This window comes from Bradyrhizobium elkanii WSM2783, from assembly GCF_000472865.1.
GTDB lineage: Bacteria > Pseudomonadota > Alphaproteobacteria > Rhizobiales > Xanthobacteraceae > Bradyrhizobium > Bradyrhizobium elkanii_A.
On record NZ_AXAP01000131.1, the window covers coordinates 1 to 13,834 of the forward strand.

Here is a 13,834-nt window from a genome sequence, read left to right on the forward strand (position 1 = left end):
CGGCGGCAGCCTGACAGGGAGGCGCACACCAGGTTTTCGGGCGGGTCACCACACCAGGCCTTCTCGAAGCGACGTCCCTTCGCCGGGACGATGGATCAGGTCAGGCCGTTGCCCACCAGGTGGCTCGTAACCACGCTCCTGTAGATTGGCCGACCGATCCTCTCCAACCCCATCAGGTGGCGGTCTTGCACCGACCCCGTACAGAAGCGAGACCCCGGCGAGTGGATGACGCAAAAGGGATTGACTGAGCAAGGCCCGTTACAGAAGGGTGGGCAAAGCGAAGCGTGCCCACCTTGCTTGCACCGAACGTGGATGGTGGGCACGCTGCGCTTTGCCCACCCTACAATTCCACCCTACAATTCTTGGCTGCTCACGCCCTCGGCGCGGGCGGTGTGACCGGGGCAAGCGGCTTGTTTGCGGCCTGGCCGCGCTGATACGCGTCCCGCTGATGGATGCGCTCGAGATAGGGATGGGCGTGGTCGCAGATGCCGACGCCGTAAGCGATTGCCCAATCCAGGCAAGTGGTGAGCAGGATATCGGCGCTGGTGAAACGATCGCCCATCAGGAATTGGCGGCCGTCGGCGAGCGCGACCTCGACGTGGCGCGATTGCTGGCGGAAATACTCCGCCGCCTGCGCCACGACATCGGGCGCGACCCCATAGATGTGGCCCAGCGCATTGCCGCTGTGGCGGCGCATGACGTACAGACTGGTCGCATCGAGCTCGGCAACGATGAAGAAGCACCATTCGAGCCAGGCGGCATAATCGCGCTGGCTCTCCGGAATCAGCGCACGCTCGGGCGTCGAATAGGTTCGCGACAGATAGGCGACAATCGCTGCACTCTCGCCGATACAGAAATCGCCGTCCTGCAGCAGCGGAATCTTCTGCCGCGGATTGAGCGAAGTATATTCCGTCGTCTTGGTCTCGCCGGTGCGGGGACCGATCGGCCGCGTCTTATAGGAGAGGCCAAGCTCATGCATGGCCCAGTGCGGCCTGATCGTCCGGCTCGTGCCCACGCCCCAGAGGGTCAGCTCCGGCGCGGCCATCTCACCATTTCTCCACCGAGGGGCGCAGATCGAGTTCGTGGGTCCAGCCGTCCCGCGTCTGCTGATGCGCGAACCAATAGGCGTCCGCGATCGACGACGTCTTGGTCAGGCTGTCCTGTGCGATGGCGCTTGCCTCGATGCCGCGGGCCTTCATGCGCTCATGGATGGCCGGGCTGTCGACGCCGGCATCGATGATGAGGTGCACGACATGGACGTTCTTCGGACCGAGTTCGCGCGCCATCGCCTGCGCGACCCCGCGTAGTGCGAATTTCGCCGATGAGAACGCGGCAAAGCCGGTGCCGCCGCGGATGCTCGCGGTCGCTCCGGTGAAAAAGATGGTTCCACGGCCGCGTGGCACCATATAGCGCGCCGCCTCGCGGCCGACCAGGAATCCGGCATAGCAGGCCAGCTCCCAGGCCTTGAAGAACAGCTTTTCGGTGGTCTCGAGCAACGGCTTGTTGACGTTCGAGCCGGCGTTGAAGAGGCAGATCTCGATCGGGCCGATCTCTTTCTCGACGCGGGCGAACAGATCCTGGACTTCCGCTTCCTGCCTTGCGTCAACACTGAGCGCATGGACCTCGTGGCCGGCGGCCTTCAATTCGTCGACCAGCTCCTGCGATTTGGCGGCGTCGCGGCGACAGATGCAGACGGTGTAGCCGCCGTTTGCGAAACGCCGCGCGACAGCCGCCCCGATCGCGTCGCCCGCACCAACCAATATCGCGACCCCGCGGCGTTCCGTCATCCTGTTCTCCCATATAGTTCTTATTTGGTACCGAATTATTAGAAAGCGTCGCGTGCGAAGTAAATGGAAATATTCGATATCGCACCGATATTTGAGCAGCCGTCGTCGTGTAGCCTGTCCGCGAGCCACAGCTCGCAAAGAATTGCAATTGACTAGTTCTAAAAAAGAACGTTAGATGTGAGGAGTGATGAAGTCGCCTCGCGAGCGGCTCGATATCTGTCGGGAGGTCTGAGGTGACGAATTTGGCAGGGACACTTGGCATCGGCGAAGTCGCAGGCTCCGCGTCGCGCGCCATGAAACGCAGATCCGTCTACCTCGGCGGAATTTGGTAGGAGCGCTGTCCGATGGAGCTGGTGCTTTCTCCTGAAGAAGCCGCATTTCGCGACGAGGTACGAACCTTCATTGCGGAAAACTATCCGGCGGAGATGCGCGTCCCCAATCCGGACACCGACCTCACCAAGGACCAGATGCTGCTCTGGCACCGCATCCTCTACAAGAAGGGCTGGATCGCGCCGCTTTGGCCCAAAGAATATGGCGGCCCCGGCTGGTCGATCACCAAGCGCTTCATCTTCGAGCAGGAGACCACGCGCGCCGGCACGCTGCCGCCGCTCGCGTTCAGCGTCACCATGGTCGGTCCTGTGATCTACACCTTCGGCAATGAGGCGCAGAGGAAGCGGTTCCTGCCGCGCATCCTGTCCGGTGAGGATTGGTGGTGCCAGGGCTATTCGGAGCCGGGCTCGGGCTCCGATCTTGCCTCTGTGCGCACCAAGGCGGTGCGCGACGGCGACCACTATATCGTCAACGGCCATAAGACCTGGACCACGCTCGCTCAGCATGCCGATTGGATCTTCTGCCTGGTGCGTACCGACCAGAACGCGAAGCCGCAATCCGGCATCTCGTTCCTTTTGATCGACATGAAGTCGCCGGGCGTCACCGTGCGCCCGATCATCACGATCGACGGCAGCCATGAGGTGAACGACGTTTTTCTAGAAAACGTCCGCGTGCCCGTCGCCAATCTGATCGGGGAAGAGAACAAGGGCTGGACCTACGCCAAATTCCTGCTCGGCAATGAGCGCACCAGCATGGCCGGCATCGGCCGCTCGACGCGGTACATCGAGCGACTCAAGAAGATCGTCAAAACGGAAATTCCCGAAGACGATCCGGCCCATCTCGAATTCGTCAGGGACATCGCCCGCATCGAGCTCGATGTGCTGGCGCTGGAGGCGACCGAGCTTCGTATCGTCGCGCAAATGGCCCGCGGCATCGATCCCGGCCCGGCGGCGTCGCTGTTCAAGATCAGGGGCACCGAGATTTTCCAGGCCATCACCGAACTGACGCACCGCGCGATCGGCAATTACGGACTCGCGATCCGCGAGCATCCGGTGAGCGCCAATCATTTCATGCCGGGGCCGGACTACGGACACACCGTATCGGAAAAATATCTCAACTCGCGCAAGCTCTCGATCTACGGCGGCTCGAACGAGATCCAGCGCAACATCATCGCCAAAGCGGTGCTCGGACTATAGGGCGACGGGAGGCATCGGAATGGACATCCAGTTCACGGAAGAGCAGGAGCTGTTGCGATCGAGCGTGCAGCGTCTGTTGCGCGATCAGTACGATTTCGACGCGCGCCGCAAGATCGTCGCGAGCGAGGAGGGCTGGAGCCGCAAGCATTGGTCGTCCTTCGCCGAACTCGGCTTGCTTGCCGCGCCGTTCTCCGAGGAGGTTGGCGGACTCGGCGGCGGGCCGCTGGCCACCATGATCATCATGCAGGAATTTGGCCGACACCTTCTGGTCGAGCCGTTCTTCGAGACCGTCGTTCTTGCCGGCGGCCTGATCGAAGATTTTGGCTCAGCGGCTCAGCAGGCCACGTATCTCCCTGACATCATGTCCGGAGAGAGTGTCTGGGCACTGGCCTGGTCGGAAGGCCGCTCGCGTTACGATCTCGCCCATGTTTCCACCACCGCGCGCCGTGAGGGCGGCAGCTACGTGCTCAGCGGTACCAAGACGGCGGTCGTGGCTGCGCCCTGGGCTGACAGTCTGATCGTCTCCGCCCGCACGTCGGGCGAGCGGGGTGATCGCAACGGCGTCAGTCTGTTCGTTGTCGATCGCCATTCCCCGAACCTTCATCTGCAGGGCTTTAGGACTATCGATGGCCGGCGTGCGGCCGAGGTTGCACTGATGAACGTCTCGGTGCCGGCGAGCCAGATGCTCGGGCGAGAAGGCGAGGGTGTTGCTGCGCTCGAGACCTGCCGTGACAGGGCCATCGGCGCGCTCTGCGCGGAGACCGTCGGCGCGATGGGAGAACTGAATGCGGCGACGCTCGAGTACAGCAAGACGCGAAAGCAGTTTGGCGCGACGCTCGGCTCGTTCCAGGTGCTACAGCACCGGATGGTCGATATGTTCATTGCGCATCAGGAGGCGCTCTCCCTGATGCAGCATCTCAATCTCGGCCTTGCATCAAAGGACGCCGGACGCTCGCGGCTTGCGTCCGGCGCCAAGTCGAAGATCGGCTACGCGGCGAAATTCGTCGCCGACCAGGCGGTGCAGCTTCACGGCGGCATGGGCATGACTGACGAGCTCAATGTCGGCCATTACTTCAAGCGGATCTCATCCATCAACATCCAGTTCGGCGACCCCGCCTTTCATGTCCTGCGCTATGCGCAGCTCGACAAGGCCGCCTGAGAAGAGGAAAGCACATGCGAGATGCAGTGATCGTATCGACCGCGCGTACAGGCGTCGGCAAGGCCTATCGCGGCGCGCTCAACAACACGGAAGGGCCGACCATGGCCGGCCATGTGATGGCCGAAGCGGTCCGGCGCGCCGGCATCGAGCCCGGTGAGGTCGAGGACGTGGTGATGGGCTGCGCGATGCAGCAGGGCACCATGGTGATGAACGTTGCGCGCAAGGGCGCGATCCGCGCTGGCTTGCCCGTCACCGTCGCCGGTACCACGATCGACCGGCAATGCGCCTCCGGCCTGCAGGCGATTGCAGTCGCGGCGCGCTCGGTGATGCTGGACGGCGTCGAGGTTGCGATCGGCGGCGGCATCGAGTCGATCAGCCTGGTGCAGAACGAGCACATGAACAGGTTCCACGCTGTCGACGATGAGCTGATGGCGATGAAGCCCGACATGTACATGTCGATGCTGGAGACGGCCGAGGTCGTCGCCGAGCGCTACGGGATAGGGCGCGAGCAGCAGGATGAATATTCGCTCGAGTGCCAGCGCCGCGTTGGCGCCGCCTTGCAGGGCGGCCGCTTCAACGACGAGATCGTGCCGATCACGACCAGGATGGCGGTTGTCGACAAGGATACCAAGGAGATCACCTATAAGGAGGTGACGCTGACGAAGGACGAGGGGCCGCGGCCGGACACGACGGCCGAAGGGCTCGCAAAGATCAAGCCGGTGTTCGAGGGCAAGACGATCAGCGCCGGCAATGCCAGCCAGCTCTCCGATGGCGCCTCCGCCTGCGTGATCATGAGCGACAAGGTCGCCGCGCAGAAGGGACTGAAGCCGCTCGGCATCTTTCGCGGCTTCGTTGCCGCCGGGGTCGAGCCGGATGAGATGGGCGTCGGTCCGGTCGCCGCGATCCCGCGGCTGCTCAAGCGGCACAATTTGAAGGTCGACGACATCGATCTCTGGGAGCTCAATGAGGCCTATGCGGTGCAGGTGATCTACTGCCGCGACAAGCTCGGCATCGACCCTGAAAAACTCAACGTCAATGGCGGCTCGATCGCGATCGGCCACCCCTATGGCATGACCGGCGCGCGGCTGACCGGCCATATCCTGATCGAGGGGCGGCGGCGCAAGGCGAGATACGGCGTGGTGACCATGTGCATCGGTGGCGGCATGGGCGCCGCGGGCCTGTTTGAAATCGTCAACTGATCGGGAAAGCGGAGAAACGTCTTGAAGACAGCGATCACTGAATTGTTCGGCATCCAGCATCCGATCATCCAGGGCGGCATGCACTATGTCGGCTTTGCCGAGCTTGCCGCGGCGGTGTCGAACGCCGGCGGTCTTGGCATCATCACCGGGTTGACGCAGAAGACGCCGGAATTGCTCGCCAAGGAAATCGCGCGTTGCCGCGACCTGACCAACAAGCCGTTCGGCGTCAATCTGACCTTCCTGCCGAGCTTCACCGCGCCGCCTTATCCGGAATATATTGCCGCGATCCGCGAGGGCGGGGTCAAGATCGTCGAGACTGCGGGCCGCAGCCCCGAGCAGTACATGCCGGCGCTGAAGGCCGCCGGCATCAAGGTGATCCACAAATGCACGTCCGTCCGCCATTCGCTGAAAGCCGAGAAGATCGGCTGCGATGCGGTCAGCGTCGACGGCTTCGAGTGCGGCGGTCACCCCGGTGAGGACGATATCCCGAACATGATCCTGCTGCCGCGCGCGGCGGATGAATTGAAGATTCCGTTCGTGGCTTCCGGCGGCATGGCTGACGGCCGCAGCCTCGTCGCATCGCTCGCGATGGGCGCCGATGGCATCAACATGGGTACGCGCTTCGTCGCGACCAAGGAAGCGCCGGTGCATGAGAATGTGAAGCGGGCGCTGGTGGAAGCCACCGAGCTCGACACCCGTCTGGTGATGCGCGCGCTGCGCAACACCGAGCGCGTGTTGAAGAACAAGGGCGTCGACCGCCTGGTCGAGATCGAGCGCGAGAAGGGCAGGGGGCTGAAGATCGAGGACATTCTCGATCAGGTCGCGGGCGTCTATCCCAAGGTGATGGTCGACGGCGAAATGGATGCCGGCGCCTGGAGCTGCGGCATGGTGGTCGGATTGATCAATGACATTCCGACCGTGCAGGAACTGATCGACCGCGTCATGACCGAAGCCGAGCAGATCATCCGGCAACGGCTCACCGGCTTCCTTGACGGTGTTGTGGCGAAGGTGCCTGCGCGCGCGGTCGCCTGAGAGCTCTTTGAGGTTCCGAGATGTTGGCTGGTTCGCCCGGAGCAGGCGAACCAGGCTGCGGGCGGCTGCCTGCTTTTTTTTAAATGATTGGCTTGCGCGTGACGGCTTTGGAGGGAGGGTAACCATGAAGGTGAAATTGAGTATGGCGGCGGCGTGCGTTGCGGTATCGCTGCTCGCAATGCCGGCGAATGCGGCCGATGAGCCGGGCGTCAGCGCAAGCGAGATCAAGATCGGCGGGATCTTTCCGTTCAGCGGTCCGGCGTCGTCGATCGGTCTCGTCGGGCGCGGCGTACTCGGCTATGTCCAGATGATCAACGATCGCGGCGGCATCAACGGGCGCAAGCTCAACTATATCGCGATGGACGATGCCTATAGTCCGCCGAAGGCGGTCGAGCATGCCCGCAAGCTCGTCGAGAGCGACGAAGTCGCGTTTATCTTCAGCCAACTCGGCACCCCCGGCAATTCAGCGACGGCGAAATATTTGAAGGCGAAGGGTGTTCCTTCGATTGCGATCGTCAGCGGCTCGAGCAAGTTCACCGATGTCGCCGAGTTCCCGCTGACGACGACGGGGCTCGTCAGCTACCAGACCGAGGGCCGCATCTACGCGAAATTCCTCGAGCAGACGCTGCCGGGCAAGAAATACGCGATCCTGTTCCAGAACGATGACCTCGGCAAAGACTATGTCGCCGCGTTCAAGTCGATCCTGAAGGGCGATTTCGACAAGCGCGTCGTCACCGCAGCCTATGAAGTGACGGAACCGACCATCGATTCCCAGGTGGTCAATCTCAAGAGCTCCGGTGCGGAAGGCTTCTTCGTCGCGGGCACGCCGAAATTCGCAGCGCAAGCGATCCGCAAGGCGTCCGAGATCGGCTGGAAGGCGACCGTGATCCTCAATTTCCCGTCGAGCTCGATCGGAGGCACGTTGAAACCCGCCGGACTTGAGGCCTCGAAGGGCGTCATCGTCGGCACCATCAACAAGGACCCGACGGATGCAAGGTGGGACAATGACGAGGGCATGAAGGCCTATCGCGCGTTCTTCGAAAAATATCTGCCCGGCGCCGACATCCAGAACACCAGCTACCTCACCGGCTACATGCAGGGCATGATCCTGGAGCAGATCCTGAAGCAGTGCGGCAATGACCTGTCGCGCAAGAACATCATCAAGCAGGCGAAATCGCTGAAAGACTTCGTGGTTCCGACGGCATCTCCTGGCATCAAGGCCAATACGTCAGAGAGCAACAATATGGTCTGGACGCAACTGCAGATGCAGCGCTGGAGCGGCACCCATTGGGAGCCGTTCGGCGCGATCCTGGACGCGAATTCGGAGTGATCTCTTCCTCCCTCTGCCCGTTCTTACGGGGAGAGGGTTGGGGTGAGGGGCTCTGTCCGCGAACACGGTGAGAGCTCGACTCGCGGAAGCTCCCCCTCACCCGAAATCAAGCTGCGCTTGATTTCGACCTCTCCCCGCGAAGAGCGGGGCGAGGTGGGCCGGAGGCCTCGACGCGTATCTTACTCCCCGTGAAACACTGGCTTGCGCTTCTCGACGAACGCGCGCACCGCTTCGCTGTGGTCGTTCGTGCGTGCCGCGCGGACCATATGCTCGGCTTCCAAATCCATCGAGGTCAAAAGGTCCGACGTGAGGGCATGATCGAGATTGTCCTTGATGTAACCAAGCGCGATCGGCGGGCCATCGGCGAGCTGCTTCGCCAGTTCCAGCGCGGCCGATCGGAGCTGATCGTCAGGCACGACGCGGTTGACCAGTCCGAATGCTTCGCAGCGCCTGGCGTCAAGACGCTCCGAGAGGAACATCAATTCGCGCGCGCGGGCTGTTCCCGCCAGCCGCGTCAGCAGCCAGGCGACACCGTAGTCGCCGGACAGGCCGATGCGGGCATAGCCAGTCGCCATGATGGCGGACTCGGCCGCGATCCGGATGTCGCAGGCGAGTGCGATCGCAAGGCCTGCACCCGCAGCCGGGCCGGGAAGGGCAGCGACGGTTGGTTTGCGGACCGCCACCAGCACGCCGGTGAGCGTGCGCTGCCTTTCCTGGAGAATGGCGACACGCTCCTCCAGCGTCCGTTCTGGCCGGGCGATGCCGCTGCCCATGCCCTTGACGTCGCCGCCGGCGCAAAAGGCAGTGCCCGCGCCCGTGATCAGGAGGGCGCCAATCTTCGGATCGTCGCCCAGGCTCTTGATCATGCGGCGCAAGGCCGGGGTGAGATTGTCCGACAGCGCGTTGCGCGCCTCAGGGCGGTTCAGCGTCAGGATGGCGACGCGCCCGTCGATATGGCACAGCAATTCGGCGGTGCCGGTTTCAACCTCGGTTCGATCCTCCGGCATGGCCGTGCCCTCCAGTTATATTTCGATCATAATATTATGGTGCGGATCGCGGTGCAATAGAGTGTCAAGTCACTTTCACTCCGCCACGTCATTCCGGATGTGCGCTTGCAGCGGTTCCGGATTTGAATACGATCCTGCGACGCCCTTGGCTGGGCATGCACGATGCGGAGAACACAGATGGAATACCGACGCCTGGGAAAGTCAGGGTTCAGCGTGCCCGCGCTCAGCTTCGGGACCGGCACCTTCGGCGGCGTCGGTCGGCTGGCAGCGTGGGGGAATACCGACGCGACCGAAGCGCGGCGGCTGGTCGACATCTGCCTCGATGCCGGCGTGTCGATGTTCGACACCGCAGATGTCTATTCGATGGGCGAATCCGAACGCGTGCTCGGCCAGGCGATCAAGGGTTGGCGCGACAAGCTGCTGATCTCGACCAAGGCCAGCTTCCGCTTCGGCGAAGGACCGAACGATATCGGTTCCTCCCGTCAGCATCTGCTTGCGGCGGTCGATAGCTCGCTGAGCCGGCTGGGCACCGATTATATCGACCTGTTCCAGTTGCACGGCTTCGATGCGTTCACGCCGCCCGAAGAAGTGCTCGCAACGCTCGATGTGCTCGTGCGTGCCGGCAAGATCCGCTATGTCGGGGTCTCGAACTTCTCCGGCTGGCACCTCATGAAGGCGCTTGCGGTCGCTGACAAATACGGCTTCCCGCGCTACGTCGCCAACCAGACCTACTATTCGTTGATCGGGCGTGACTATGAGTGGGAGTTGATGCCGCTCTGCCTCGACCAGGGCCTCGGCGCGGTGGTGTGGTCGCCGCTCGGTTGGGGCCGGCTCACCGGCAAGATCCGGCGCAACCAGCCGCGTCCTGATGTCAGCCGATTGCCGCAGACGTCTTCCTTCGGACCGCCGGTGCCGGATGAGCACCTCTATCGCGTCGTGGATGCGATCGACGAGATCGCCAAGGAAACCGGCAAGAGCGTATCGCAGATCGCGCTGAACTGGCTGTTGCAGCGACCGACCGTCGCCACGCTGATCATCGGTGCGCGCAATGAGACGCAACTGCGCGAGAATCTCGGCGCGATCGGATGGTCGTTGACCAAGGAGCAGGTCGCCAAGCTCGACGAAGCCAGCAAGGTGACGCTGCCTTATCCCTATTGGCACCAACGCTCGACCTTCATCGATCGCAATCCGCCGGCGGTCTAGGGCATGATCCGGAAAAGTGGAAACCGGTTTTCCCTCGCGACAAACGCGAAGCGTTTGCGCGGAGATCATGCTCAAACAAGATCTAGGACGGGTGAGCGGAGCAATGGCGGGTGCCTCGCTCCGCAACATGATCACGTCCAGCGTCGCAGGATGATGCTGGCGTTGACGCCGCCGAAGCCGAACCCGTTCGAGATCGCGTGCTCCATGGCCATCGGCCTGGCTTCTCTGGCGACGAGGTCAATGCCCGCTGCAGCATCATCAGGGTTTTCCAGATTGAGGGTTGGCGGCGCTACCTGATCGCGCAATGCGAGAACGGTGAAGATCGCCTCTAAGCCGCCGGCCGCGCCGAGCAGATGCCCCGTCGCGGATTTGGTTGCGCTCACCGCGATCTTGCCCTCGCGACCGAATACCGACTTGATGGCTTCGATCTCGGAGTGATCGCCGGCCGGAGTAGAGGTCGAGTGCGCGTTGAGATGCTGCACCTGGCCGGGCTCAAGTCGCGCCTGACGCAGCGCAAGTTCCATCGCGCGGCGAGCGCCGTTGCCGTCCTCGGGGCCTGCGGTGATGTGATGGGCATCCGCGGTCGTGCCATAGCCGATGATTTCGGCAATGGGCCTGGCGCCGCGCTGCAGCGCATGATCGAGTTCCTCGATGACGAGCATGCCTGCGCCTTCGCCCATCACGAAGCCGTCGCGGTCGCGGTCGAACGGACGGGATGCGCGCTCGGGCGTTTCGTTGAAATCGGTCGACAGCGCCCGCGCGGCGGCAAAGCCGCCAAGGCTCACCAGGTCGATGCAGGCTTCCGAGCCGCCGCACAGGGCGACATCGGCTTCTCCCGACCGGATCAGGCGTGCGGCATCGCCGATCGCCTGCACGCTCGCGGCGCAGGCGGTGACGGGCGCTCCGATCGGGCCCTTGAAGCCATGGCGGATCGAGACGTGGCCGGCCGCAAGATTGGCGAGGAACGACGGCACGGTGAACGGCGACAAACGGCGAACGCCGCGCTGATCGGTGGTGCGCACGGCTTCGACGATCGCCGGAAATCCGCCGATGCCCGATGCGATGACGGTCGCTGTCCGCTCCATCGCATGGGCATCCGCGGGCGTCCACGCGGCCTGCGCAATCGCCTCGGCCGCCGCGACCAGCGCGAACAGAATGAAACGGTCCATCTTGCGCTGGTCCTTGGGGGACGCCCCGAGATCGGGATCGAAGCCGCCTTCGGGATCATCGGCCTTGGTCGGCACGATCCCGGCGACGCGCGCCGGCAGCGCGGCCGCCCATGCCGGCAAGGCGCGAAGCCCCGATCGCCCGGCTGACAGCCGCGACCATGCGAGCTCGACGCCGCAACCGAGCGGCGACACCAACCCCATTCCCGTAACAACGATGCGGCGCATCACAACAACACCCTATGCTCTTGACTTTGCGAGAACCGTCCGTTCCCAATCAGAACTTGTGTGCTCGCAAATGGAAAGTCGAGTGGGTGGCGCACAATTTCATGATTGACTTGTTTCGCGTCCTTCGCCGCGACAGCGATGCCTGCGGATCGGCTGTACGCCTCCCGTCAAGGACCCGCGTGTGTCTCATGTTGAGGAGCATTCCAGGGTGGAAAGGGGTCGTCGAGGCTGCGCCAGTCGTCCGGATCGAACCCATTTTCGCAAGGGGTCAGGCAGGCATCGAGCGAGGCGCGGATCTGTGCCTCGTCCATGCCTGAGCCGATGAAGACGAGTTCCTGGCGGCGATCGCCCCAGTCGTCATCCCAATGGCTATTGATCTGCTCCTGAAATTGCTGATGGCTGGGCCATGCCGGCTTCGGAACGGTTGCCCACCAGAAACCCATCGGCTCGCACCGACGCTGGATCCCGGCGACGGATAGAACACCTACCCAATCCGGACGTGTGGCAAGCCAGAAATGGCCTTTGGCGCGAATAACGCCCGGCCAGGGTTGGTCGAGAAAAGATCGGAAGCTGACGGGATCGAACGGGCGCCTAGCTCGGTACACGAAGCTTGATATTCCATACTCCTCGGTCTCCGGCACGTGCGAGTCAGCGTTGTAGAGCTCCTTGTGCCAGAGCGGATGCGTCGCAGCTTTCGCTTCATTGAAGAGACCGGTGCCGAGCAGTGCCTTGGGAGGAATCTTGCCGAAATCGGCTTCGATCTGGCGCGCATCCGGATTAAGTGCCGCGATGATCTTCCGAAGCGAGGCGCGTGTCGTCTCCGCCACTTCCGAGATCTTGTTGATCACCACGACATCGGAAAACTCGATCTGCTCAACCAGGAGGTCGATAAGCGTGCGCTGGTCGTTTCTGTCGCGCATCTCGCCGCGCTCGCGCAGCAGTTGGCGGCTGCCATAGTCGGCGAGCATGCTCGTCGCATCCACGACCGTAACCATCGTGTCGAGCCGGGCGACATCGGAAAGCGAGACGCCGCGCTCGTCGCGAAAACAGAACGTTGCCGCGATCGGAAGCGGCTCGGCGATTCCGGTTCCTTCGATCAGCAGATAATCGAAGCGCCGTTGTTCGGCCAGTCGCCTGACCTCCTGCAGTAGGTCGTCGCGGAGCGTGCAGCAGATGCAGCCATTGCTGAGCTCCACGAGGCTCTCCGTCGTGTGCGACAGGTCGGCGCCGCCATTGCGGATCAAACTTGCGTCGATGTTGAGTTGACTCATGTCGTTGACGATGACCGCGACCCGAAGGCCGTCGCGGTTCATCAAGAGGTGATCAAGCAGCGTTGTCTTGCCTGCGCCAAGAAATCCGCTCAGCACGGTCACAGGCAGCAGATCTTTCCCGTTCCTTCCCATGCAACCCTAACCGACCAGTTGGGGCTGGAACACAACATCGGCCCAGTAATTGGCAGAGTTGAACGTACTGGTCGGGAACAGCCCGGTCGTGCTGTTGCCGCCATAGCCATAGACGCCGTTGCCGCCCGCGCTCGCACTCGAGGGCGCCGTCAGCGGCCCGCTGGTGACGGGAGAACTGAAGCCGCCGCCGCTCGCCACATAGGCGCCGGTAGTGTGATAGGATGCTATGTAAGTGGTGTTGGCGTTGATCGAGACGGGCGTCGGAAGCTGAACCGTCTGCCAGCCGCTCGCCGTCGTGTTGGTGAAAGTGGCGGTCGCGAGCCTGGTGCCGGTGGCGCTCCAGAGGTCGACGACATCAGGGCCGGTGTCGCTGGCGCTCCGGTAGAATTTGAGCGCGGTGATCTGGCCGGCGACCGAAGAGGTGAACTTCACGCCAAGTTCAACCTGCTGGCCGTCATTGAAACTGCCGGCCGGCGTGCTGGATGCGCTGAACAGGCTGACCGGCGCAGGCGGGGGCGTGGTGGACACCGCGATATTGAAGGTCTCGCTGGTGGCAGCGCCCGCAAGGTCGGTGGCTGTCACCCTGATGCTGGCGGTGCCGACATTGGCGGCCGCCGGCGTGCCGCTGAAGGTGCGTGTGGACGCGTTGAACGAGAGCCAGGTCGGCAGGGCGGTGCCGTCGGCCGACGTGGCTGCATAGGTCAGGGTATCGCCGGTATCGACGTCGGTAAAGGTGTTGGCGGGCAGCACCAGCGAGAAGGCCGAGCCGACGGTCGCGTTCTGGTTGGCGGTCT

General features: G+C 63.1%; 12 protein-coding genes. 6 read left to right on the plus strand and 6 right to left on the minus strand.

What is annotated here, in order from left to right; translation table 11 throughout:
- Positions 1-370: 370 nt before the first annotated feature.
- Complete coding sequence (locus YY7_RS0146815; RefSeq protein ID WP_028169051.1) at positions 371-1,045, minus strand: glutathione S-transferase family protein; 675 nt, start codon at positions 1,043-1,045, stop codon at positions 371-373.
- Between the two features lies 1 nt (position 1,046).
- The gene (locus tag YY7_RS0146820) at positions 1,047-1,787 is read right to left on the minus strand and encodes an SDR family NAD(P)-dependent oxidoreductase (RefSeq protein ID WP_028169052.1); all 741 of its coding nucleotides are present in this window, start codon (positions 1,785-1,787) and stop codon (positions 1,047-1,049) included.
- 344 nt (positions 1,788-2,131) lie between these two features.
- Between YY7_RS0146820 and YY7_RS0146825 the strand changes: the two genes are divergently transcribed.
- From YY7_RS0146825 to YY7_RS0146845, 5 genes are all read left to right on the plus strand, one after another.
- Positions 2,132-3,313 carry an acyl-CoA dehydrogenase family protein gene (locus tag YY7_RS0146825; protein WP_028169053.1) on the plus strand — a complete coding sequence of 394 codons (1,182 nt, stop codon included), beginning with the start codon at positions 2,132-2,134 and terminating at the stop codon, positions 3,311-3,313.
- A 19-nt stretch (positions 3,314-3,332) separates the two neighbouring features.
- On the plus strand, positions 3,333-4,472 hold the full coding sequence (locus YY7_RS0146830; RefSeq protein ID WP_028169054.1) for an acyl-CoA dehydrogenase family protein: 1,140 nt from the start codon (positions 3,333-3,335) through the stop codon (positions 4,470-4,472).
- Positions 4,473-4,486: 14 nt separating this feature from the next.
- Positions 4,487-5,671: an acetyl-CoA C-acyltransferase gene (locus YY7_RS0146835; protein ID WP_028169055.1), complete on the plus strand. Its 1,185-nt coding sequence runs from the start codon at positions 4,487-4,489 to the stop codon at positions 5,669-5,671.
- A gap of 21 nt (positions 5,672-5,692) precedes the next feature.
- Positions 5,693-6,703, plus strand: a complete 1,011-nt coding sequence (locus tag YY7_RS0146840) for an NAD(P)H-dependent flavin oxidoreductase (protein WP_028169056.1) — start codon at positions 5,693-5,695, stop codon at positions 6,701-6,703.
- 124 nt (positions 6,704-6,827) lie between these two features.
- Positions 6,828-8,033 carry an ABC transporter substrate-binding protein gene (locus YY7_RS0146845; protein WP_028169057.1) on the plus strand — a complete coding sequence of 402 codons (1,206 nt, stop codon included), beginning with the start codon at positions 6,828-6,830 and terminating at the stop codon, positions 8,031-8,033.
- A 179-nt stretch (positions 8,034-8,212) separates the two neighbouring features.
- Here YY7_RS0146845 and YY7_RS0146850 read toward each other — a convergent pair whose 3' ends face one another.
- A complete protein-coding gene (locus YY7_RS0146850; protein ID WP_028169058.1) occupies positions 8,213-9,040 on the minus strand; it encodes an enoyl-CoA hydratase-related protein in 828 nt (275 codons plus the stop codon).
- 177 nt (positions 9,041-9,217) lie between these two features.
- On the opposite strand from YY7_RS0146850, the gene YY7_RS0146855 reads away from it, so the two are divergent.
- The gene (locus tag YY7_RS0146855; RefSeq protein WP_028169059.1) at positions 9,218-10,243 is read left to right on the plus strand and encodes an aldo/keto reductase; all 1,026 of its coding nucleotides are present in this window, start codon (positions 9,218-9,220) and stop codon (positions 10,241-10,243) included.
- A gap of 131 nt (positions 10,244-10,374) precedes the next feature.
- On the opposite strand, the gene fabF is transcribed toward YY7_RS0146855, so the two are convergent.
- The 3 genes from fabF to YY7_RS0146870 all read right to left on the minus strand — a co-directional run.
- Complete coding sequence (gene fabF, locus YY7_RS0146860) at positions 10,375-11,637, minus strand: beta-ketoacyl-ACP synthase II (protein ID WP_028169060.1); 1,263 nt, start codon at positions 11,635-11,637, stop codon at positions 10,375-10,377.
- Positions 11,638-11,804: 167 nt separating this feature from the next.
- Positions 11,805-13,040, minus strand: a complete 1,236-nt coding sequence (locus YY7_RS55610) for a GTP-binding protein (protein ID WP_051397323.1) — start codon at positions 13,038-13,040, stop codon at positions 11,805-11,807.
- A gap of 6 nt (positions 13,041-13,046) precedes the next feature.
- A partial coding sequence (locus YY7_RS0146870) for a DUF4082 domain-containing protein (protein WP_028169061.1) occupies positions 13,047-13,834 on the minus strand: 788 nt, incomplete at its 5' end.